Source organism: Shewanella sp. 6_MG-2023 (assembly GCF_030547195.1).
GTDB lineage: Bacteria > Pseudomonadota > Gammaproteobacteria > Enterobacterales > Shewanellaceae > Shewanella.
The window spans coordinates 1-23,389 of the sequence record NZ_JAUOQU010000025.1; the positions used below are offsets into that span (position 1 = coordinate 1).

Consider the following 23,389-nt stretch of genomic DNA (forward strand, 5'->3'; position numbering starts at 1 on the left):
TTATTATTGAGTTCGAAGACAGAATTGTGAAGCATATTAACTAAATTGCAGTTACACAGAATCTGTTACACCCTCGACAAAATAGAAATTTTAAAATACCCAACTTCACGATAATGATTATTATCGTTAAATTGGCAAACCATTGGCAAAGCGCACATTTTTCGACTTGAAGTGGCTCAACTTTACGATAACCGTAAGTTACAGCCACTTCACAATAGGCGTAAATTAGGCTCAATCAGGTGAACCAAAGGATCTTAGGCAAATGCCACTATATCGCGATCAAGTACAAGCATAATGATTATCATGAAGTCTCATGATGACAGTCTCTTAGCTTGCTGCTTAGCCCTCTTAATATCACGAACCCAAATCACTGTGTTGTTCGTGACTTTAGTTTCGAACAAATCAATAGCACCAAAGAGATCACTTAATTTTTTAAATCCATAGTTTCGCTGATCAAAAGATGCTTGGTTAGAGATCTGTGAACCAATTGGACCGAGCATAGCCCACCCATCATCTTCTTCAACAGCCTCAATCGCCTGCCTTAAAAGACTAATAAGCTTATTATCCTTGTTCAGGCTTTTATCAAACTTAGGTAGCCCTTCAACACTTTGTTCGTATTCGTCTAGATATAGGAAACGGGAACAGCTGTTTACGAATGCACTTGGTGCCTTACGTTCACCAAACCCAATCAAGAATTTGCCGTCAGCAAGTGCTCTAGTTACTAAGGGAGTAAAGTCACAATCAGATGACACAAGGCAAATGATATCGACGTCTTTAGTATAGAGAATATCCATAGCATCGATGACCAGTGCTATATCAGTGGCATTCTTACCTTTGGTTAGATCGAACTGCTGGATTGGCTGTATAGCATATTCATGCAATACATCTTCCCAAGGCTTGATATTAGGGCTCTTCCAGTTACCATAAGCCTTGCGTATGTTCACTACACCGTACTTTGCCAGCTCTGACAAGATCACATCAATTTTGGCAGCTGGTGCATTGTCAGCATCGATAAAAAGAGCTATTTTTTCTTTATCTTTCATAAGACTCACTTAAATAAATATTACATTTTACGACAAGAAAGCTGAGCACTCATTTTGAAAATAAGGCAACAAAACTGTTGCCTTTCTTCCCTTAATGATGAGTTAACTCATAACACAGTCTAAACCCTGTTTTTAGGTACTTATATTTTCCAGTACTGTATCGAGGACCTGAAGAGCGAAGAATATGTTTATCACCATAAAAAGAAGTTAAGCTAGCCGAGCGAATTGAAGTGCCTTCTAGTAACCATTCAGCAAATGAATCAGAGTCGACAAAGCTAAGCTCTTTGCATTGGAAGTTAACAAGATCTCTTGGATATTTAACTGGCAAAGCATCAAAATTTTTGGGATTCATATATGGAGGATATGACTTATAAAGGTTCCCCTTCAAATCATAGAAACGTAAACGAAATTCTTCATTGTAATTAGGTGTCCTTGAGTGACCTTCTTTTCTAAGTTCTAAGTATTCGTCTAACCCAAGTAAACGCAGAGGAACTCCCGTTTCTTTTTCCTGCCAGTTTATATAAGCCAAAACATCGTAAAAAGAGAGTGATGCAGGTAAGGATGTGTCCTCATCACTATTTACAGGTTTAATCGCATCTCCTTTTCTTGAATCTGCGTAGCCCTTATTGTTTGCTAAAAAGTAATATAGTTCATCAATTGTTCTTAGTTCCGATACCATCAATTTTTTGTCACCCACAGCAACTTGTTTAAAACCTTTAAGCATATTGCTGGAACTTCTTGATTGAGGCTTGTAAATACCTTTATTTTCATAAAACTGTCTAAGAATCACTTCTGAACTTGAATAATCAGCAATCGTATTTCCATTCCCATAAAACAATTTTTCAGACTGATGCGAATCTAGATTTCTATTACCTTGGTACTCAAAGTAATACCATCGTTTGAATCGGTATGTCTCAATGCAACTAGGTATATCAGAACGCTTAAGGTATTCACCATAAATCTGATGGTCAAATTTATGATCCCTTTGGTTTTTAATTATAAAGTCATAACCTCCTTGCCCATCAGAAAGAAAAATCAGGTTTTCATTAAACGGGATTACGTCAACCCAACCCTCTTTTCCCATCTTAAACAAAAGGTTAAGCAAACTTTTTATATACAGTGCTTTTTCAGAGTCATGTTTAAACCCTTCATCATCCCCAGAGTTATATAGCTCCACTTCCGGGAAATCATCGGTGAGATCTGTGAGGTTGTTCCCTAACAAGTGATAAGCTGCCGTTACATTAAACTCAAGCCTATTTTGTAAAAGAATTAAATCAATAACCCTAACAGTTCTCCTTTCCCCACCAATGATTGGTTTAAGTTCAGTGAATATATCTAGATTCAAAAACTCTTGTTGTTTTTTAGGTAGCTCTTCAAAAGGAAAGTTTTTATTAACCATATGGTTAACATGATCATTCCTTCTAATAACTTGATACCAATCCTCATCTCTACTCACAAGCCCTGGGATATCCATGTTATGCCAGTCAAAAATACTCGCAAAATCAAAGTCGTGACCAGTAAATAATCTCTGAGGTAGCTTGTGGTCTGTGAAGAAAAGACGCTCGGAAACCTGCTGGTGAGTGAATGGTCTGCAAGGGTTATAGTGACCAGCTATACTATGTTCCAGCAAATTCACTCGCTTATTGAGGTTATTTCTTACCATAAATGGCAGAAGCTTATCCTTGTATTCTTGCTCATAAAAAGCAAAGCCACCCAGAAACCCTAGCTTCTTCGAAATAGCATTGAGTTTGGTTGTATGAGGGATTGTTTCTCTATCATGCATTGCCTTTTTTGATGAACGCTTTAAGCTTTCTGGTGCTAAGCCATCCAAAGGAATAATGTGAAACTTATCAAGAGGGAGTAGAGTTACTGGAGTATTATTTTTTTGCATTTTTTAAAACCTATTAATAGATGATTAGCCCCAATTTCTTGGTGCACTTCTGGCTAATAAAAAAGGTTTCAATCAATGAATATCGCGAAGGTTATGGACATTGATATAGAGTTTTGTTTTGTAAGAAGTACATTACAAACCGCAGGTAAGCTCTAGCCCTAGGTTTTTTAATCTACTTGATCAATATACCGTTCGTCAAACATTATCTTACCCAAATATAAAAAATCTGAGTAAAATTTCATGAGGTGATGATATCCCCCTAGCTAGGTGGCCAAACCACTATGTCACTACAGTATGAAATTTGGGGAGTGAATCAACACCATGATAATTACTGTTACCGTTAAGTTGGCTTTAGCTAACATGCGGCAACTACAGTCAAAGCTTCTACCTAAACACGTTTTTGGAGAATACTGAGTTACGATGAACTAGTGCAGCTGAATTTTCTGATAACTTATTCTATGCCAAACACACCAATTGACTACAAAGTAGTGGCCTGTTTTGCTAAACCACTACAAAGGAAGTGTTAGTGAGAATATCATTTGTCACTTTCGCCTTCAGACAATAATTAATTGAATAGGAATAAACCCGTAAATCAAATTACACATATTTACCTGTCTTGCGTGTAATTATGCATGAGTTAGATAATTGCGTGTAATTAGAGGTAACAATGAGGAAAAAGTCGGGACAGGCATAACTTTTAGGTTGAGCATAACCCACCTTTCAGATTAGGTTTTCTATAGACAAAGCTTTACTCGTCCTACTTACCTTTTGAATAACGAAACTCACTTTGGGCAGAAACGGCTTAGAGCTTAAACACAAAAAACTGCGGTTTACATTACGATAAGTATCCTAGTAAATGGAGAAGGCGGAATTGTATTCACTGAAAGAACCGCCCTCAGCAAGAAGCTCCAGTGTTGCTCTACCTCCTGAATCCATTCAATTCTCGCATGAAGAAAAGTACGTCAAATTAGGAGTTGTCGAAGTGATACTACACTGGGTCGCAACAGAACCAAGAAAAGCCGTGAGAGAATAAATCACAGCTTTGGGTTTGGGGGGCCAATTGTTCCTAATCAGAATTTTTATTTGTAGCCGCAATGACAGCACCAGAAGTTGCAGCTCCCGCAACCGCTCCAGTAGCTGTAACTAAAGCTGTTCCTCCCGCCACTCCAGCTCCACCGGCGGCTAAACTGCCACCACCTAATGCTGCTAAACCTGCTGAGCTAGCAGCAGCCCCACTTAATGTTCCGGCTGCAGCTCCTAACCCAGCCGCACTTGCGGCAGCTCCTATTGCTGGAGCTACTGCAAGTGCTGCTCCACCTGTTGCAACTGTTGCTGCGACAACTACGATTGATTTGATTGGATTATCGATAACTGCATCAATACCATCCGAAATAAAATCACCTAAACTATCAAAAAAACCCATATATCCACCTGTTTATCAAGAAAAATTAGTTTTTGCTTTTACATGATTAAAGAGCTAGTCACTTAACGCAAATAACTCTCAGCTACAAAGTCGACCAGATGTCAGGCCAGTCGACGGACCTCGAGCATAATTGCCCGGGCTTTGCCTATCTTATTGCCGTTAGAACGTAGCCTTCATTTTGACGATGACATCAACACACTTATCCAGTTCTGCCGCATCGAACTCAGTTTTAGCTTCTTCCTTCATTTGCTCGATGTGCTTATCTGTCTCTGATTTCAGTTCATCAAGACCCGCTTTGGTCGCCTTGACGGTATTATCCCAGAATTCAGAAACAGGGCTTTCCAGCTTCGACCAAACATCATCTTTGTCGAGTGCAGCTTTAACTTTCTTGGCCAACCCCTTCTGCCAAGAACCACCAGCAATACGATAAATCGCGTAACCTATAGCAGCGGCAATTGCGATACCAATAGTGATAGGCCCACCGATCGCCGCCACGAAGGAGGTAACGCTGGTTACGCTACCAGCCAAACCTAAGCTTGTCAGAACGCCTGCAGCCTTACCAACCAGGAGATATGCGCCCAAGTTACTTGCGATGGTCGAAACATATAATGACATTGCCCCCAAGCTGCCAATGCTGGATAGACCGCCGATGAACGCCGCACGGGAATTGAAGCCCGACAGGTCCAAATCTAACCCGTCCATGTCACCCCGCTTACCAGCTTCAGTCTTAAACGAAGGTGCGATTTTCTGCCAGCGGTCAAGCAAGACGTCTAGTTCGTTGGAGAAGACCTTACCACTCGTTTTAAGTGTGCTCTCAACCTTGGAAGAAAGCATTTGCCCAATGTAGTTACCAACCTCAGCTTGCGCCTCTTTCTTGCTGTCGTATGACTCTTCAATCAAGTCAGCCAAACTATCGACATTGGTTTTTGCTTCAAGGAATAATTTCATTGTGCTCAAATCTTCCTGTTTGCGGGTTTGGCAAGATGTAATATGAGCTTCGAAGCCGCTTACAAGCTCAACAACTTCCTCACGAAATCGGGCATCCTGCTTTTGTACCTCTTCAACACGCTTTTCTACATTGGCTTTTTTGGCTTCCAGGTTACTAACCGCTGCAGCCAGTGCGCGAATAATTTCCTTGTTAATGCGTTGGACGTCTTTTTCGACAATCTGAGTGTGGTGTTCTGTCAGATAGTCCACCATCTCATTGAGGCGGACCATCAAGCCATTGCGGAATTCATCGTTTTCTCGCCAGAAAGGTTGCAAGCGTGAAGCAAGATCTGCTGCATCTGGTGCTTTGCTGATAAAGCCTTCTGCCACCCAGTGCTTGAATACTGTCTCATCAAAGATTTTACGTGTGCGCTTGAATGCCTTAACCCCAAGGTCTTTCGCAACTGATGCGGGAATGGCGTCATGGCAATGAGACTGAACAAACAGCAAATGCTCGAGTGGTTTCTCTTTTTCTACTGGTGGGCGCTGACGAATGATGTCAGTGCCGAAGTACAGTTGAGCATTATCAAGAAAGCCGGTAGCTTGAGACAGGAATACAACACCGTCCACCAATTCGGCGCCTGTCTTAGCCTTCTCTGAATCGCCTGACTCTTCTTCATTCAGGTGCCCAGGAGTGTCCATCAACCATGCACGTTCTAAAATCTTAGCCTCTGAGAACACAATTGAGATATAGGCGTCATTCGGCATCGTTGAGTCGTAGTCATGGATCCCGAGGCGATCCAAGATGCTTGTATCGCCATCTTCAATCAGAAACTCTTTAACCAGAGATTCATCATGGATCATGTGTGGCATAAAGCCTTTTTTGAATAGTGAAACCGCACCTTTTAGAGATTTAGGACGGTCAGTCTCATGCATTAGCAGGTTCACGATACTGGTGGCTGGTTGATAGCCGTAAGGCAGTAACTCTTTCGCTACAATCGTGTTAATCAGCGTTGACTTACCTGAGTCATAATGTCCAAAGAAGCCGATTACTGGTTTACGGTCTAGGCCTTTTAAAGCTTCGGTCGCGGTGAACAGACGTTCCTCAAGTTTCAGGCTTTTAATGTACGGGTGTGGGTTTGAAACCAGAACTCCTTGAGCCTGTATTACTTGCCCTAATGCAGATTGGATAACTGTCGTAATCGCTGATCTTGTGTTCGAGTTAATCATGTCCATAGATTTAATGCTCTCTGAGAATGTTAGTTCGGTTAAGTGGTCGAAATACTCTTTCGGATCACAGCCTATCGCTGCCATATAAGCGGCGATGTTGATGGCGCTTGCTTTAAGCGGCTGCTTCTCAATTCTGGAAACTATCCGCTGGTCTAAAATACCTTTTATGCCAAAAGCATCAGAACGTGTTGCTACATCAGCCTGCGTAAGCTTCGCATCAATTTCTCTTTTCTTAATGAGGAAATTAGACAGCTTTTCAGATAGTTGTTTTAGGTTCATATTGATTACTCATGGCCGTAATTGATTTTAACTATGACACCGAACTCAGAAACGTGCAACAGTCTTAGTCAAAAATGTCTTAAACCATTGCACAGTTCTACATTTGTGTTAGATTGACCAAACAAAATTCAATCCCAAGGTCAACGCACATGTCCTGGTTCATGCCCAAACCCACGTATAACCCTTTGTGGGAATTAGCTAAAAAGCTGCTCAAATCTAATGATGACAATCATTCACCAGAGCCATCCGATAAAAAACGCTTAGCTTCTTCCAAGGGAAGTCGTACAAAAGCTCGCAAGAAGATGATCCGCAATATTTTAGTGGCTAACCGGCAGAAGTTACGCGCTGAGCTCTTGGATTCACTGCAGACAGATTTCCCAAGATTTTCCGATGTAACCTGCGAATTTCAGCTCGGTAAGCTGGTGGTTGACTTCAACGGGGTCGGGTACATACAAGCAGCTATGGATATGCTGGCTAGCAAGTTTGATGTCCAGATAAACCAATCAGCAACCGGTGACATGATTGAAATTGAGATGACACCCATTGACGATGTTGTAAAGAAAGCATTGGCTAAAGCCAACGACCAATATGGCGAGTTGTGCGGGTTCAACTACGACAATGAGTACAACCAGGCTGATGATGCGTACTTGAAAAGTATCAGCCGCTTGTTACCGAAACACTCTACCCAGTCCAGTAATGCAATGTGACTTGCCGTACTGATCAATATAACTATTTCGAAAGATATTGAAGGTTAATTATGTTTCAGATGATACCTATCTTAGGTGCAGCTTGGCTTGCCAAGAAGGTTTATGATGCAATCATGGACGATTCTAATTCCGACTCCAGTGGTTCATCCACCAGCTATGACGATAGCGAAAGGCAACAGCGTATTAAGACAGCTAAAAATCACAGAAAAAATACTCGGTCTAATCTCATCAAAAAAGCCATAGCGGATCACCGGCAGAAAACTGCAGCCGAGTTGAAGCGGAAGTTAAACAGGAGTAAGCCAAGTGGGTTCAAGGTAAAGGTATACGACGATAAGCTTACGATAACGAACGACAGTTTGAAAAAAGCTGAAAATGTGATTCTTATAGTTAACAGCTGCTTTGCTGGTGCCAAGAAACGTCAGCTCAAAGGTGGGACGATACATATTGCCCTTCCCTCGACAAAAGAGTTGGTGGCCAAGACGCTAAAAAATGCAGATGAAAACTACGGTGCTGAATGTGGGATTTCCCATAACGAGCAATATGTCCAGGATGATGACACCTTCCTCGATCAGTTGAACCAATTACATAATTAACCACAATAAGCAGAACCATGATAATTGCCATTAAGTCAGCTTGCTATGCACAGTGTTCAAATATTATTAAACACTCTCAAACTTATCGTCAGTAACTTATCCACAGTTCATGCATTCCTTTCTCATTTTATCCCCCTTTATGAGTGGCACTACAAACTGAACTATTAAAAGTCATATCACAAAGGCGCGTCACTCATTAACTTGCCTCCCCTAATAAGTTGACACTAATTCAGGCTAAGAACAGCCTGCCGTCTGCACCTTATATCAGTGCGATAGGCTAAACACTTTGTTGAGGAAACATTGAAAACCAGTCATGATATAAGGATGACTTCCCCGCAGACGACTTCATGCGCCTTACTTACCTATCAACCATATTACTCCCTTTCCTTCTTACCACTCAGACTGCGGCTAACGGTAACGAGCCAAATACCACAAACCAGTCATTCAATAAGGCAAAGAAGTCACTTGAAAGTAGTATTTATAATAATCATCGAGAGACCATTTACTGCGGAGCTGAATTTACTGAGAAGAAAAAAGTCATTCCTCCCCCCGGGTTTGAAACCGCTAAGTATATAAAGCGCTCTAAGAAAGTGGAATGGGAGCATGTTGTTCCCGCAGAAAACTTCGGCAGGTCATTTAAAGAGTGGCGTGATGGACACTCAAGCTGTGTTGATAGCAAAGGGAAGTCATTCAAAGGACTGAGGTGTGCTAAAAAAGTAAATACCGAGTATCGTTACATGCAAGCTGATATGTATAACCTTTACCCAGCTATCGGGGCAGTTAATGCTTTACGCAGCAATTACAATTTTACGATGCTACCAAGTTCACCGTCTAGCTTTGGAAGCTGCCAAATGAAAATAGACAATAGAAAAGCCGAGCCTCCCATTGCTGCTAGAGGCCGAATTGCTCGTACTTATCTTTATATGGATAGCACCTACCCGAGGTATGCTCTGAGCAAACAACAGAAGCAATTAATGACCGCATGGGACAAGCAGTTTCCAGTTTCAAAGTGGGAGTGCACACGAGCCAAAAGAATTGCCGCTATCCAGAAAAATAGTAATCTAGTAGTACAAAGCCGATGTCAAAACCTTAGTGAAAAAATCATTTACTGACTCAAATTTTTTAGACCACACGCTTTATCACTGTATATCTATATACAGCCTAGATTCCCAGAGCCCTAACTGCCATAGTGCTTCTTTCTATGGCAGTTAGGGCATAATGCAATTGCGTTATCTACTGTATCATCGCCACCGTCGGCCAACCTAACTATATGATGGACCTCTAGATATGGTTTTGCATTTGATTTCCTTACAAATGGAGCATCTTCAAAACAAGCTCCGCACACACCTTTAGCTTGTTCTAAGACCTCAGCTACAACATCTGGATTACGCTCATAGATAACAGTTCTGACAACTCTAGTCTTTGGCTTTTTAGGGGCTTTACTTAATCTTTTCCTCCGTTTTTCAGATAGGTCATTCGATGATATCTCTGCTTGTAAATTCAACTCAGCATTTATCTCTTGAAGGGAGCTAATGTGTGTTGAGTTTATTTCACCTAATTGAAACCACTTTTTATCATTCTCATCGAAATGGTTTAAATACCTGAAAGCACCTTTAAAAGTAAACTTATTATCTGTTTTTTTGGTGCGGACAAAGGTATAAATTGGGATGTGACCAGAGTTAATTATTGATTTATTATCTTCATAGGACTCTCTGAAAGTATCCCCAATACTCTTCATATAATACTTAAGCAATGTCCCTTTAATCAGCCATTCATTTTCGTATTTACCACCTTTCAAGGTGACTTTTATCGCAATCGCCTTTAATTCACCATCGACCTTGTGTAGCTGAATACCACCGCTTCGGGTATCGTACTGTCGAACAACAGAAAGAATATCTCGGGCGTAATACTCTTGATCTAGTTTAAAATCGCCAAACTGTGAAATCTCCCCCAACTCATCTTTAAACTTTTTTTCAAAACTAGGTAGGATGCTTTCATAAGTCTCTAGCCCTGCAGCGTCTAACTGATCAACGCTACTGTCCCTGGTTTTCGTAGTACTTAAAAGATACTGGTAAATATCGCCAACTTTCTTAAAGCTTTCTATCCAAGGAACTTGGCTTTTAGTCACATCCTTAACCTTCTGCGCAACATGATTTGATGCAATGGCGGGTAGTAAGACTCTATCTAATACATACTGTTTGGCTGTTTCTACACTCATTATATTCCTAAACCATGTTAATAACGATTACCAGTAAGTCGGTAGTACACTTAGATCACTACCGACTTACAACTTACTATCGTATTGTCACTCCTTTCAACTCTAAATGGCTAACTATCGCTCCTCTTGAACGACCAAGCTCTCTAGACAGAGTAGAGGCTGCACGCCCAGCGATGTATTCACTAATTAATTTTTTAGTATCCACATTTGACCAAGGAAAACCATGGTTTCTTGCTTTGCCATTGACTATATTTATCAACATTTTATCTTGCTGTGTTAAATATGTCTTCTTACTCAGATTTTGTGCGACTAAATTTATGCAAATGTTTACAGCCTCAAGGACTTCCGGCTCATTAAAAAAATGATCTTTTCTCATTTTTTGTCTTGAGAATGGGTGCACTCCATGGGCAATAAACTTCAGTGTTTCTAACGCAATATCGGCCTTCATCATCAATTCCTTTATCTACTATATTAGTTATCTAACTTCTATTTTTCTTCGGCTAATCAGTCATAAAGCAAGAAATTTCGCTCTTATTTCGCACAACTTATCTCTGACAATTTTATTAATCATAATTCCATCAACACCTAATTCGCATTGCTTTAAAATCTTGGCTAGCTTTACTCTATCTGTATTATTTTTATTGCGTCTAAGCGCTGCTACACCAAAGTATTGAACAATCTGCCAGTCCCCGCTGCTTTCACCTAATAGCTCACTTAACTTATTAGAGTCATAGGTAAGTAAGCCAGTATAAAGATCTTCTACCTGCTCAATATCTTTCAACTTAAGACCTTTGAGGGATTTAACGTTATATGGCCTAATTGTCATTTCCAATCTAGTACATACTTTATTACCATCCACTCCACGCTTAACCTGCTCAGCAGTTTTATTGTAAACCTGAACTCTACGTGACTTATTAGCTCCAACAACCTTAGTTTCTACAACTCCATTAGCCCTTACAAAGGCTTTATAGAATGAGCTTTTATCAAGACTAATGGTGGCGTCACCAACTAAGTAACCATCACTGTCGAACGTAACATCGACTCTAGTTACATTTGATTTCAGTATTCGATTTTTAAAGTGTCTTCCGCACAACTTCTTGAGCTTTTTAACAAGTACTCTTAAGTCCTTCTCTTGGTAATTAGATGGGTTATAGCTGACTTTTAATTCCTTTATCTTTTTTGAAATTGGCTTAATAAGGAGCTGTAGACTACCGAATTGCTTAGCCTCAATTGAAAATGATTTATTGAATTTCACCCCCTTCGCATTTGGGTGTGAATATTGTTTAACCCTGAATAAGCGCATCTCTTCCTCAATCAATATCGAATGCAAACGCTTACTTTCAGATCGAGTTAGTGGAATAGTTATTTCAAGTTTATCTAAAAACAAATCAGCAAAGATTTCAGGACTTGCCAATTTGCAAGACAACGAGCTGTAGTCTGAATAATTTAGAACAAGATCTTGATACGGTGCAGAAGTCGCTCTAGTTACTACTACCGTAGACTTTGCGGGCTTATATTCTTTGTAGCTGCTTAACGTATCATGGGCAGCTTCTGACATAAGTACGCTGTCAAAATTACTCAGATTAGACTTATGGATGCTAATTAGATCATCAAGTGTGATATTAGCCATTGTATGCTTAGCATGATCAATGACAGTGATGTTATAGTCAGATTTAGCTGCATCGGCTAGTAGAATTTTCATTATTTGGCCTCTTTAGTTGCAAATTTGCAAGTATCAAATCTAGAGTAAAGGGCGCTTAGCATCGCCCTTTTAAAACACTAGGTATCAAGGTCTCCAAAAGTTTCTACTAACAGGCTTACCTGCTTTTTCATTTCACTAACGCTCTCAGGGCGATGCTCAACAAGACACTTTGAAATAGATTGGATTTTTTCACAGTAATCAATGAATTTTTCCAAATCAGCATCTAAGTCAACCCCATGAACTGTATTTCTCTTAACAACCTCTATTTCCGTTAAATTTAATGCAGGTTCCACACGCTCATACTCTTCAATAGCACCACTTTCAATAGTTTGACTAAGAGCTCCATTTTGAAGAAGTGCTTTATGAACTTCTTGAATCAATTTCCCTGTCACTTTCTTAGTAGAGTTTTCATCAGCAACGATTTGATTACACTCTTCATGAACCTTTAGAAGGTGGAGGTCACCATGATCAGCACGAATAGTTGAATAGCTATTGAGAACATGGTCATTTTCATCACCGATATCACTCAAACATTGTCGATCCTCTAGCTCATAAATAGAAGTCACCCCATGCTTTAGAAATACTAAAGTTTGTACATTTCTAAGAGCCTTTGACACTTGATAGTCGGCAAGATTAAAGTACTTTTCAAAGTATGCGCCTTGTGTTAACCCCATTGTTTTAGGTAGATCAAGCTCAATCGACATATATATAACGACACGTATAAACTTTGAGGCTTCATTACAAACCTGACCCCACTCTGAAACTCTTTTATCTGATAAATATTCAGTAGTATTCTCTAAATTCACAAGGCCATAAAGCATTGAGCCTAACTGTGTGCTTTTAGGTTCCTTTGCAAATATAAGCTCACCATATTCAATACTGGCTTTAGTCATAACCAGAGCCTGTTCATCGGCTGTTTCATATCCTCCCTCATTGGTATAGTCATCAAAATCATTATCAGTTGATGGGGAAATATTACCGAAGCCACGACGTTGCAGTTTGGCTTTTGGACTGGTAATATTTCTTATTGGTTTAACCTTCTTTCTTATTGGTTTAACCTTCTTTCTTACTGGTTTAACCTTCTTTTTAGTTTGCATAACATTCGTATTTTTTATCATTGTAATCCTCTATTAATTGCCAGTATGTCTCCTGAAAACAACTACAATTCTAAAGAAAACCCTACAATAATCACGGTATAGCAGCCGGAAAAATCCATACAAAGCAAACACAGAATACTCACCTAACACACTAAAAAATAAACAAAATACATCCACCTCTTCACATTACCCTCACCATCGTCTAGTATTTCTAAAGCGATTATTTGTGAAGCCTTACTCTCTCGGGCTTTACAAGAGCCTTACAAAGTAATTAACAGTGAAACTCACGCCTAATGGATATCTATGAAAATTGGCACAGAAGAAAACCCACTTATTGCAACTTTAGATAAAGTAGCCAGGCCCTTACTAGAAACGGCATTGAGAGACAAAAGTTTTGAGTTCAAAGATGAGCATACATATGGAGTTGAGTTATTTTTGAATAATGTTGCCGGAAATGCGCATCTATCTAAGATGGCAATTCGAATTGCCATCTTTTTTTATAACTATTTTCTTTCTGAAGATTCTGATCGGTCTTTCGATTATGAAACTGGAGAGGTGTTTATGACAACCGATCCTGCGAGTCAAACATTAGTCAATGAGCATGAAGAGTATAGCGATAATGAGTTTTATGTGAATTATGCAGGCTCCATTACTGGGTTTCCTATGCCTTTACCAAACCTTGTAACTTTACTTGTCGAGTCAAGTATTCATATAAGTTCATCAAATCTTATTAAGACACTAAAAGAGCTTCATGATTTCAAATACCTAACACTCTCGCCTCCTCCTAATTATCCAAAAAGCAAAAATAGAACGCCTTGGAGGCATATCAGACTCTACAAGGGCATGATAGAAAAACCATTCTATTATCATGTAACCAATAAACCAAAACGTAAAATCTCAGCATTCAGTCCACTTCCGGTTAGGGTACGTTACCGTGAAATAGGGGCGCTAGATCTATTCAATATTAATGCAACTAAGCTCACCTAATTGGTTTCACGAAAACCAACCGTCCGAAAGCACCACTAAAACCACTCTTAACAGCCTGATATAATGGACTTATCAGCACGAAGTTCTTCGTGTTCTATCTAGGCTCTCCTTTATGAATAATCAAACTCCAACGGCGTTGTTTTTGTCACGCCTTGCGCCCAGTGGCCGAAGACCACTGCGCAGTCAATTAGGTACTGTAAGAAAACTTTTAAAATGGAAAGGTGAAGTGGAAGACCAGCCATTTCACACTCTGAACTACGCACAAATTGAATACATAAAACGCCACAAACTTGATGAAGGAAAATCACCTCGAACGATTAACTTGGTGCTGTTCGCACTAAAGGCCATTGTTAAAACTGGCTTCCTTATGGGAGTGGTAGACGATATGCAATGGCGTCAGGTACAAGCCATTAAACGATTAGCGATTAATCCAAGTACCAAAGGCAAAGCGTTATCATCTTGCAGTGTTGGCCAGTTAATTAACACCTGCTACCTAGACAAACGGTATATAGGTAAACGTGATTGCTGCATCTTAGCCATTTTCTTAAGTACTGGCCTAAGGCGTTTTGAATTAGCCAACCTTACAGTCAGTGACATTCAACTCGACAAACACACTCTAACGGTTAAGTCTGGTAAAGGTAAAAAACCACGTAAACAACCCATACCAAAGTGGGCATTAACCTATATCACTAACTGGTTAAACGTGAGAAGCCACCAAGCAGGAAGTCTGTTTAATCCCATCTGGAACAATGTGATTAAACCTGACCGAGGCCTCAGTAGTGCCGCCTTGTACCAGATTGTAAAAGCCAGAACGTTAGCCGCTACTGGTATCACCATTTCACCGCATGATTTACGCCGCACATTTATCACCGAACTGCTCAACCAAAGTGTTGATTTAAGTACTGCCAGTAAACTTGCTGGCCATGCCAATGTCACCACAACCCAAATCTATGACAAACGTGATGAGTCAGTAATGAAGGAGGCTATTGACCTGCTTAACTATCAACTCGATGACCCATTGAATGGAGAAAACCATGACTAGACTCCATGCGCCTATCCCCACAGATAATATGGTAGTAGAAGTCACGCCAATACTGTCTCACCAAGGTTGCGCCACGACCTATGCTTACCAAGCCATTACCTCAGGATATATTGATGATACCGACCTTCATGATATCAATAGCCGCATCATTAAGGTCGTTTGTGGTAAAGGTTTTAAACTAGGTTCAACGAATAAAAAGACGTCACTAAAAAACCACCTGAAGAAGCAAGGCATTCAAGCCGATTCTGAAAACCTAAACCACAATTGTCAGTTATTATCCCAAGGATTGGGGTTGCCAAGTGACAGTTGGAAAGTGATTAAGTTTATTGCGGTAATGAATGTTAATCGTGGCCTATATGATTTCATCAATAAGGTTTTACCAGAAGATAATTACGCCAATGCCATGTTTGCCTATATGCTCGATATACCTGAAGCCAAACTCATTGAAGTATTAAAGTCATTAACCACCACAGGGCTATTTGACCAGTTCTTTGATAGTTCGCTCATTGATTTTATGAACCTGCCACAGGCTATCACCAGTCTATTACTCGGTAAAAAGGTCGAGTATTACATCAACCTCATTGAGCCCTTTATACAATCCAAGCCAAAGTCTGAACTCAAGTTACGCCACTTCAACCACCTTGAGTGTGACACCTTGCAGCAGTTCTTGGATATCAGTATCAACCACTCCATGCATGGCATAAACATCTTGCTATATGGGTTACCAGGTACAGGAAAAACAGAACTTGCAAAGGTATTGGCCGACAAAAATAACGCTAACCTGATTGCCATTAAACCCGCTGGCGATGAGGTATCAGAAGAACATGCTCGGTTTAAGAAGCAGGCCTTTAGCTCCAACCTAAGACTACAGTACCTAACACTGGTAAAGCGCCTTGTGTCACCAGATGAAAAGACCATGTTATTGATAGATGAATGTGAGGATATTTTTGAACAAAGTCTTTCACACCGTGGTTATGGTAAAGATATGTTGCATGAATTAATGGAGCAAAACATCATTCCAACGATTTGGATAACCAACCATATCGATACCATTCCTCATAGTTGCATTCGTCGTTTCACCTATATCCTCAATGTCAGCATTCCCGATAACCGAGTAATGGAAAGCCTGATGGATAATAGTTTTAAAGGCCTAAGAGTATCCAAATTATTTAAGCAGAAACTGGCATCATTACCTGACGTAGTGCCCGCTAATATCACCAATGCCTCATTCGTAAGCCGCACGATTGGATTAACAGGTAAAAACGCTGAGCGGAATATTGAAAATATGGTGAAGAGTACGCTAGAAGCTTGTGGCCACAGCATTAATACCAATATATATAAACCACAACTTCCCTTTTCAACCGAGTTCTTGAACCTCCAAGGCGGCAATCAAACCATTATCCAATTAGAGAAAACAATTAACCAGCAATCTAATATTCGTACCTTATTAGTGGGTCCACCCGGTACAGGTAAAACGGCAGTAGTGGAATACTTGGCAAGTATAAGTAACCGAGAACTGGTCACTATTAAATGTTCAGATGTACTGGGTAAATACGTTGGTGAAAGTGAGAAGAATATTGCCCGAATCTTCCAAGAGGCCAATGATAACAACAGCATTTTGTTTTTTGATGAAGTGGATAGCCTACTACTCGATAGAGGCGGTTTAAATGCCAGTTGGGAGATACAACAGGTCAACGAACTACTCACGCAAATGGAATGTTTTAATCAGCCATTCTTCGCAGCAACGAATTATTCAGAGCGCTTGGATAGAGCTGTCATGCGTCGATTCGACTTCAAGCTATCATTTGATTATCTAACAGATATTCAAGCTCAGAATCTGTTTAGGAGAGTCACAAGCACAGACATACTATCGATTCAGATACTGAAATCATTAAGTTTACTTAAACTACTGACTCCCGGTGACTTTTCCATCTTAAAGCGCCGTCTAAAACTCAATAAAAATAAATTAACTATCGATGAATGCTTAGCCATTATCACCACAGAAAACAACAGTAAGCCTAACCATAAAAGCATCGGTTTCAAATAACTCATAACCGTAAAATCGACCACTTCGTCAATAACCCATTTCGCCACAAAATCTAGTCCACCACAGGGCTAGTTCAATTAGTTAATACAACCAACCACAAAAGGTAATCACTATGACTACATCATTATTGAGTTCACTCAAGGTCACCGCTCGCCCTGAAGACGGCAGTAAAAATCCACTAGTTCAACGTAGAGAGAAGTTACTCACCAAGTTAGGCCAACAAAAGATACTGGCTCTCGCTCTAATCGAAAATGAACCTCACACTTTCTACCGTGAAAAATGGGTTAAAGATGATGAAACTGGCGAGAAAAAGAAAATCAAAGTAGCGAAAAAGGTGAGTCCTTGGTTCTACAAACGCAACAACTGCTACTACCTAGAAGTACGCAATGGTAATAAGCCGCTGGAGCTACAAAAAGGCATGCATGCCATTGAGGTAGGTGAAGAAGAAAAGTTAGTAGACACCATTGAAACCATTATCGAGGCTGTTGTGGCTGGTGAGGTTGATACTTTACTTACTAAAAGTAATAAGCCTGGCACCAAGAATGAAAAGAGTAAGAAGTAACAGTTGCGAATTAACCTTAACCACCATGAATGAAGCTGGTGCCTGATATTCTTCAGGCCACGCTTTCTCTCCTTTGTCACAAATGCCTGAAAGGACACCGCTATGACTATCAAGATAAAGCACCAAGATCTATGTTTACCAATATCCCCCATGTTCGCCCTGCACTTGGCAGATCTTATCAGCGAACATACGGCAGCCTCAGCCGTTACCATCAACTTCAGAGATCCTAACTATTCAGCCAAGCGTGGCGGTTTTCACCCTGTGGAAGTAAGACTAGAGAAAGAAGTTAATGAGGAGCATGGCGACCAATGGCAGATCTGCTATATCACCGACTTTAGTTTTGTTTCTGTTGGTTACATGGCCGAGCTAACCAAGGAACTGGACTTCGACTTTGATAACGGTATTTTCCGGCACCTGATGGGCGTATCACCAATCGAGCAAGCCAGTGAGATCTACCAAGTGTGGGAACAAAACTTCTTGGCTTATAGCTTTGGGGTTAAGGCTTACCAAGTTAATATCGCCAGCGATTAATTCTGCTTTTTCTAAAACTGTAAATCCAAGTTGTAGAGTAATTTTGCTCTACATCATTGGAGAAGTTTTAATGAAAAAATTTAAACAAAAACTAAAAAGTCATTTCCCATACTATGTCGTTCCTGTAGGTTCAGAAACCGGTATATTCGACAGCTTTCACAAGGCTAGAAAAAGTTACGAAAACTATCCACATGGCCGTTGCGAGGGGTTCCACACACTCAAAGGAGCCCAAGATGCATTAAACCGTCACGCCAATGCATTGCGAGATTCTAATGCTGAATTTCATTGGGGCCCAACTCCACCACCACGCGGTAATAACTGCTAGAACATAGAAAAGCCATGGGCGGTTTCAATGTTGTTACTGCCCTAAGTACATCCCACTGAATATTTAGCTCCAGGAATCAACAAGCGTATTAGCTGACCAGTCCCCCTTTAGTAAAGTGTCCGGTAAAAGTTGACATAAACAAGTTCTAGTGACCTCCTTAAGTAGTTTTGAAGGGGGATCACGGTTAAAAAAGATCGTTTTGCATAAATATATGTGACATGTAAAATCACAGTTCATCACTAGTTAAGTAGCTTACTAATGTTTAGAGCTTTCAAAACTTTCATCCAATATCTAAAAGCAACTTTAATTAGAGTAAATACAATGACTTATGCAAACTACGCCTCTCAACTACCATTGCCATCCAGCGAAATCCCTGAAACATTAAGGAACTTATTAGAAGTTGAAACTACGTCCTCTCCGTCAAAGAAAGTTCAAATTACCACCAATTTCGAAAAAGACCAATACGGTGACAGACATGAAGCTCTCCAAATGATTATGGCTTGTGTTCCTGAAAATGAACTATCAAATTTAGGACAGTTAAATGAAAGTAGTGAGGGCGTTGTTTCATACTCAAAACCAATTTGTGACAACAAAGGGGATATAAATAGTATCAAGCCTAGTATCTCAGGTTACGACTACATAGTAGCCTCTTGGGGAGACGGCCAACGATATTCATACTCATTGGCAGAAAAAGTATGGATGACTTTAGGCTTATCACCGAGAGTTAAAGGTAACTCTGTTCAAAAAGTAACATATGATGATCTTTCAAAGCCAATAATTGATGTTGCTAATGGAGATTTCGCGAGCCAATATTACTTTCACTCTAGCCGTGATATAAAATGGGAAATGCGTAATGACTACCTTAGAAAATACCTATGGATGAACGGCTGCTGGGGAGTTAGAGTTTTCTACTATGAGACATATATTAAAGACACTCCAGCGATCAGAAAGTTATTTGGCAAGGACAAATACTTCCAATGTAACAAGCCAAACAGTTGGTACGATTTAATATTAAGAGAACATCAAAGTAAAATATTGTTGCAAATTCATGCAACTGTCCCTGTTGTATCACCTGAAAGATGCGATTTCATTGATAAGTATTCATTAGTTTGGGCGGGAGATGGTTCTCCAATGTCTAAAGACCGAGCCTCCTGTCACATGAAAGATGAGCACGTTTACGTTGATGATAGGTTTCTAGAAAAATATGAACGCAATAGTATGTTTGAATGCACTCCTTTCAAAAGGTACACTTCATTTAGCAGCTGCCCTTCCTATGGCGGTCAGTGGGCATTTCGAGACTGCGAAAGAGTTGGTAGAAACATGCTTAAAGTCTCAATCTATGAGCTTTATAGAGGGGTACCATCACAAGAAATTCTTCATGTTCACAAACACGCTATTTCAGCTTTAGAAGCTAAAGGTTTCCCCGAAGATGAAGAGCATATAGTTTGCAAGAGTTTTAGATTACTTGAAACTTTAATAGACTTATCAGAAAATTTGGCTACGCTAGCAAAGGTTGCCAACGGCACCTTAATTCGGCCTGTTGATTTCGTTCTATTTGATAGACAAGAATACAACAATGAGGGTATTAGTAATTTCTCTATAATTAAGAAGTTATCTCAAGTCGCCCCACTTGATATGTATGAGCAAGATTTTTTAGCTCGTTGTAAAACGCTCAATGAGATAATAAACAGGTTTAAAATAGTCCCTTTACGTAAAGTGCTAATTTCTCTAGGTGCTAAAGAAGAAGACACACTAAAAATCCAAGGAATAAGACTCTTTCAAGCACTATTCAATATTCTTGATGATCATAATAGTAAATCAGAGTCACATAAACTTCTTCATGTAGCAGCTAAAGATATCAACATCACAAGTAGAAACGCCAAAATAGCCCCGCTATTCATAAACAATGACCTAAGAAATGCCGAAGCACATGAGTCGATTGGAAAATCATTGGAGCATTTAGAGAATCTAGGATTTGATATTTCTTCGGTTAGTGAAGGATACGGTCACGCTTTAGACTACATTCTGGATTCAGTAACTGATGCACTCATAGAACTAAACACTTCAATTCAAAATGCTATTCACAGATAAAAAGCAGGCATTATAACCTGCTCTATCGTTACTGTACCGATACTAAATGTGGTTTTGGTGTCTTTAACCTATAACGGTTTATAAGGGTTGATTCGTTCAGGCCACTTTGTTTCATCAATTTAATCCAAGTATAGCTATCTAGCATATCGATAGCTCTTTGGATCATTTGTGGTTCTTCCGTAATCAAGCGATCATCACCGTTTTCAACCTTTGCCTGACCACTTCTAGAGATAGTTGTAAACCCAGTTTTAGCTTTCTCTGGTGTAATAAGCCCAAGTTTACTAGCTCTGTAGATAATCGCTTTTAAACTGACACCCCACCTAACCTTCAACTCCTCTAGAGCTTCCCAATTAAAGTATTGGCCTCGCATTCGAGGAAATTCTGCACTAAAGCTTGAACGAGGCATTAAAAAGGCACTGGCAAAATTATTAGCTTGTGCTTCAGTTATACGGCATCCAGTTTCAACACCTCTATGCATGATCAAGTGTCCTATTTCGTGAGAAATATCAAACCTCAATCGACATGGACTTGTTTTAGCTGTATTTCTAACAATAATGGGGCGACCATTATAGATAGAAAAAGCATCAACTCGTTCATCTGCTTCAGATAGGTTTACAACGATACAACCAATTGATTCAGCGAGCTTAATAACATTTGAAATTGGACCAAGACCTAATCCAAGTTCTCTTCGGAAATGTTCAGCAACACCTTCAATGGAAGCCACTGTTTGAATATCTTTATCACATACTTCAAGCAACCTGACTTCTGGAAAGTCGACTTCTTCATTCAGTAAGCTCAAAAAATTATCATCGAACATTTCCACTTGTGCCATGATCATTTTTTTCAGAGTTTGCGTAGAAGATCTTAAACTTCTAAAGTGACATTGATCCACTTCAATTGGTCGCTTCCTTGGACTAAAGAAAAAATCCTCCTTTACATTTAGAAGGCTAGCTAATTGTGCTAATTGCTCATCAGAAGGAATAGCCTCATTCTCAAGCTTATGTGCGTATTGCCTTGTGACAACTAGTTCCTTACCAACGTCAACTAATGAAAGCCCAGACGCTACCCTAGCGATTCTTAACTTATCCCCATTGTAGTCCAATGTCTTAATGTCTGTAAAAAGGCTACTTTGTTTCATCACTTAAATTATCACGACTTTGTTTACGAGCCAGTAGAGGCTCTGGAATTTCGACAGTTTTAGTGATTTCTGAAATAACAGGTGTTATAACGTTATCTTCATAATCCCAATAACAAACTGGATTTTGGTTAAAGTCAAACCCTACAAGTGTTGCCGTAGGTTCAACTTGATGATCTTGCCTATCAATTCCAATGAACACTCTCCAAGCTACTGCCTCAATTTTGTTATGTTGTTCTAGCTCAAGACTAAATTGCATATTCTCAAGAGAGTTTTTACTTAATCGATGAGTTTTCTTAGGGTTATATGCATCATCTATAACAAACTGAACTAAAGTTCTACCAATACGAACGGTGTAGTCCATAGTTTTATTCGCTAAGGAAATCCAAGGAAGGTCTCTATTTGAGGAGAGATCTATCATTAATCCCTGTAAACGACCATATGGTAGGCAACCTTTTGTCCACGCGGTATCATGATTTGAACTAGAGTCTTTAATGCTATCAGCAATAGTATCTAGACACTTATCACAAAGAACATTAAGGCGATCTTCAGTTAAGTCAGCAGAAAGCTCGAAGGGTTGTTTTGTTACCATATATAAATCCTATACCGTGGGTTAAAGTATGCATTAGCTGAGAAATGTCAACCTCAATTCTATGCTTAATTCATGATTTGTCAACCCGAAGTATGCATAAACCTAAAATTGTAAACTGACTGGTTTTAGCCTTAAACCTTTAAATTGTTAGTTCCTTGACCAGAATAGTATTCAGCCACTTCTCATCACATTCAAGTCTACCATCCACCGCAACTTTGGCTTCCTGCATTTGTAAGCCAAAGCTTTCTAGACACTTAGTTTTTTCATAGAGCAGCTAAACATTTCCTACTCTAAACATCATATTTTAGATTATTAGTTCTAATACAAGCATGTAGACTAATGAGCTGACACTGAAGCAACGTTATAACTTCTAGGCACTACTTAATAAAAATATTAACAAACCACTCCAACACTATAGGTGGAAAAAGCTCATGCAAAGGGAATGATTCCGGTACTTTAATATGGAAAATAGAAAGGGGTATTAGAAGGTTCACTATACGCCAGACACAAAAAAACCGACTTTATGTCGGTTTGATTATTTCTCTTAAAGAGAAATGGTACCAGCGGTCGGACTCGAACCGACACGTCTTTCGACAGGGGATTTTGAATCCCCCATGTATACCAATTTCATCACGCTGGCATAGCTGTTGTAGCTGTATATTTCGTTGCAAATCATATAATTCTTTGCAAGCCTTTGCAAGACAAATAACATCTAAAAAGGACTTTTAACTACTTGAATTTCAGCAGCTTAGACTAATTGTTAATGTAGGCACGAGCAATTTTGAATCCCCCATGTATACCAATTTCATCACGCTGGCATCATATTGTAGTCAATCAAGCTTGGCTCAATTGAGTGACGGAATTATACCTAGGCCAATGACAATGGCAAGCCCTTTCATAAGCAAAATGATCAAATCAATCTCAATAGCTTAAATCTCATTCAAGTAGAGTAAATTTGCGCTAATCG

General features: G+C 39.7%; 20 protein-coding genes and 1 tRNA gene. 10 read left to right on the plus strand and 11 right to left on the minus strand.

From position 1 onward, the window contains the following. Positions 1 to 311 precede the first annotated feature (311 nt). The 4 genes from Q4533_RS14415 to Q4533_RS14430 all read right to left on the minus strand — a co-directional run bounded on the left by Q4533_RS14415 (position 312) and on the right by Q4533_RS14430 (position 6,793). The gene (locus Q4533_RS14415; protein ID WP_303503009.1) at positions 312 to 1,043 is read right to left on the minus strand and encodes an NYN domain-containing protein; all 732 of its coding nucleotides are present in this window, start codon (positions 1,041 to 1,043) and stop codon (positions 312 to 314) included. A 91-nt stretch (positions 1,044 to 1,134) separates the two neighbouring features. Beyond that, the gene (locus Q4533_RS14420) at positions 1,135 to 2,934 is read right to left on the minus strand and encodes a hypothetical protein (protein ID WP_303503011.1); all 1,800 of its coding nucleotides are present in this window, start codon (positions 2,932 to 2,934) and stop codon (positions 1,135 to 1,137) included. Positions 2,935 to 4,000: 1,066 nt separating this feature from the next. Then, on the minus strand, positions 4,001 to 4,357 hold the full coding sequence (locus Q4533_RS14425) for a hypothetical protein (RefSeq protein WP_303503013.1): 357 nt from the start codon (positions 4,355 to 4,357) through the stop codon (positions 4,001 to 4,003). A gap of 159 nt (positions 4,358 to 4,516) precedes the next feature. After that, on the minus strand, positions 4,517 to 6,793 hold the full coding sequence (locus Q4533_RS14430; protein WP_303503015.1) for a dynamin family protein: 2,277 nt from the start codon (positions 6,791 to 6,793) through the stop codon (positions 4,517 to 4,519). A gap of 149 nt (positions 6,794 to 6,942) precedes the next feature. On the opposite strand from Q4533_RS14430, the gene Q4533_RS14435 reads away from it, so the two are divergent. From Q4533_RS14435 to Q4533_RS14445, 3 genes are all read left to right on the plus strand, one after another. Further along, positions 6,943 to 7,500: a hypothetical protein gene (locus tag Q4533_RS14435; protein WP_303503017.1), complete on the plus strand. Its 558-nt coding sequence runs from the start codon at positions 6,943 to 6,945 to the stop codon at positions 7,498 to 7,500. Between the two features lie 50 nt (positions 7,501 to 7,550). After that, entirely contained in the window at positions 7,551 to 8,093 is a 543-nt protein-coding gene (locus Q4533_RS14440) for a hypothetical protein (RefSeq protein ID WP_303503019.1), read from the plus strand. A gap of 347 nt (positions 8,094 to 8,440) precedes the next feature. After that, positions 8,441 to 9,205: an endonuclease gene (locus Q4533_RS14445; RefSeq protein ID WP_303503021.1), complete on the plus strand. Its 765-nt coding sequence runs from the start codon at positions 8,441 to 8,443 to the stop codon at positions 9,203 to 9,205. A gap of 65 nt (positions 9,206 to 9,270) precedes the next feature. Here Q4533_RS14445 and Q4533_RS14450 read toward each other — a convergent pair whose 3' ends face one another. The 4 genes from Q4533_RS14450 to Q4533_RS14465 all read right to left on the minus strand — a co-directional run bounded on the left by Q4533_RS14450 (position 9,271) and on the right by Q4533_RS14465 (position 13,131). Next, complete coding sequence (locus Q4533_RS14450; protein WP_303503024.1) at positions 9,271 to 10,311, minus strand: HNH endonuclease; 1,041 nt, start codon at positions 10,309 to 10,311, stop codon at positions 9,271 to 9,273. 76 nt (positions 10,312 to 10,387) lie between these two features. After that, positions 10,388 to 10,759: a hypothetical protein gene (locus tag Q4533_RS14455; RefSeq protein WP_303503026.1), complete on the minus strand. Its 372-nt coding sequence runs from the start codon at positions 10,757 to 10,759 to the stop codon at positions 10,388 to 10,390. 60 nt (positions 10,760 to 10,819) lie between these two features. Continuing rightward, complete coding sequence (locus Q4533_RS14460) at positions 10,820 to 12,013, minus strand: hypothetical protein (RefSeq protein WP_303503028.1); 1,194 nt, start codon at positions 12,011 to 12,013, stop codon at positions 10,820 to 10,822. 77 nt (positions 12,014 to 12,090) lie between these two features. Next, positions 12,091 to 13,131 (minus strand): hypothetical protein, encoded by a 1,041-nt coding sequence (locus Q4533_RS14465; RefSeq protein ID WP_303503030.1) that lies wholly within the window; start codon positions 13,129 to 13,131, stop codon positions 12,091 to 12,093. Positions 13,132 to 13,413: 282 nt separating this feature from the next. Here Q4533_RS14465 and Q4533_RS14470 point away from each other — a divergent pair, with 282 nt between their 5' ends. The 7 genes from Q4533_RS14470 (at position 13,414) to Q4533_RS14500 (ending at position 20,695) form a co-directional block, all read left to right on the plus strand. Beyond that, the gene (locus tag Q4533_RS14470) at positions 13,414 to 14,097 is read left to right on the plus strand and encodes a hypothetical protein (RefSeq protein WP_303503033.1); all 684 of its coding nucleotides are present in this window, start codon (positions 13,414 to 13,416) and stop codon (positions 14,095 to 14,097) included. 112 nt (positions 14,098 to 14,209) lie between these two features. After that, positions 14,210 to 15,139, plus strand: coding sequence for a site-specific integrase (locus Q4533_RS14475; protein ID WP_303503035.1), 930 nt, complete (start codon positions 14,210 to 14,212; stop codon positions 15,137 to 15,139). Continuing rightward, positions 15,132 to 17,186 carry an ATP-binding protein gene (locus tag Q4533_RS14480; RefSeq protein ID WP_303503037.1) on the plus strand — a complete coding sequence of 685 codons (2,055 nt, stop codon included), beginning with the start codon at positions 15,132 to 15,134 and terminating at the stop codon, positions 17,184 to 17,186. Before Q4533_RS14475 ends, Q4533_RS14480 begins: the two co-directional genes overlap by 8 nt. 112 nt (positions 17,187 to 17,298) lie before the next feature. Continuing rightward, positions 17,299 to 17,748: a DUF6641 family protein gene (locus tag Q4533_RS14485; RefSeq protein ID WP_303503038.1), complete on the plus strand. Its 450-nt coding sequence runs from the start codon at positions 17,299 to 17,301 to the stop codon at positions 17,746 to 17,748. A gap of 102 nt (positions 17,749 to 17,850) precedes the next feature. Next, complete coding sequence (locus tag Q4533_RS14490) at positions 17,851 to 18,279, plus strand: DUF2787 family protein (protein ID WP_303503040.1); 429 nt, start codon at positions 17,851 to 17,853, stop codon at positions 18,277 to 18,279. A 70-nt stretch (positions 18,280 to 18,349) separates the two neighbouring features. Further along, entirely contained in the window at positions 18,350 to 18,604 is a 255-nt protein-coding gene (locus Q4533_RS14495) for a viroplasmin family protein (RefSeq protein WP_303503042.1), read from the plus strand. A 258-nt stretch (positions 18,605 to 18,862) separates the two neighbouring features. After that, complete coding sequence (locus Q4533_RS14500) at positions 18,863 to 20,695, plus strand: hypothetical protein (RefSeq protein ID WP_303503044.1); 1,833 nt, start codon at positions 18,863 to 18,865, stop codon at positions 20,693 to 20,695. 28 nt (positions 20,696 to 20,723) lie between these two features. On the opposite strand, the gene Q4533_RS14505 is transcribed toward Q4533_RS14500, so the two are convergent. The 3 genes from Q4533_RS14505 to Q4533_RS14515 all read right to left on the minus strand — a co-directional run bounded on the left by Q4533_RS14505 (position 20,724) and on the right by Q4533_RS14515 (position 23,062). Beyond that, a complete protein-coding gene (locus Q4533_RS14505; RefSeq protein ID WP_303503077.1) occupies positions 20,724 to 21,833 on the minus strand; it encodes an XRE family transcriptional regulator in 1,110 nt (369 codons plus the stop codon). Next, positions 21,820 to 22,422, minus strand: a complete 603-nt coding sequence (locus tag Q4533_RS14510) for a hypothetical protein (RefSeq protein WP_303503046.1) — start codon at positions 22,420 to 22,422, stop codon at positions 21,820 to 21,822. The genes Q4533_RS14505 and Q4533_RS14510 overlap by 14 nt, the downstream gene beginning before the upstream one ends. 555 nt (positions 22,423 to 22,977) lie before the next feature. After that, positions 22,978 to 23,062 (minus strand) — tRNA-Leu (locus Q4533_RS14515). Between the last annotated feature and the right edge of the window lie 327 nt (positions 23,063 to 23,389).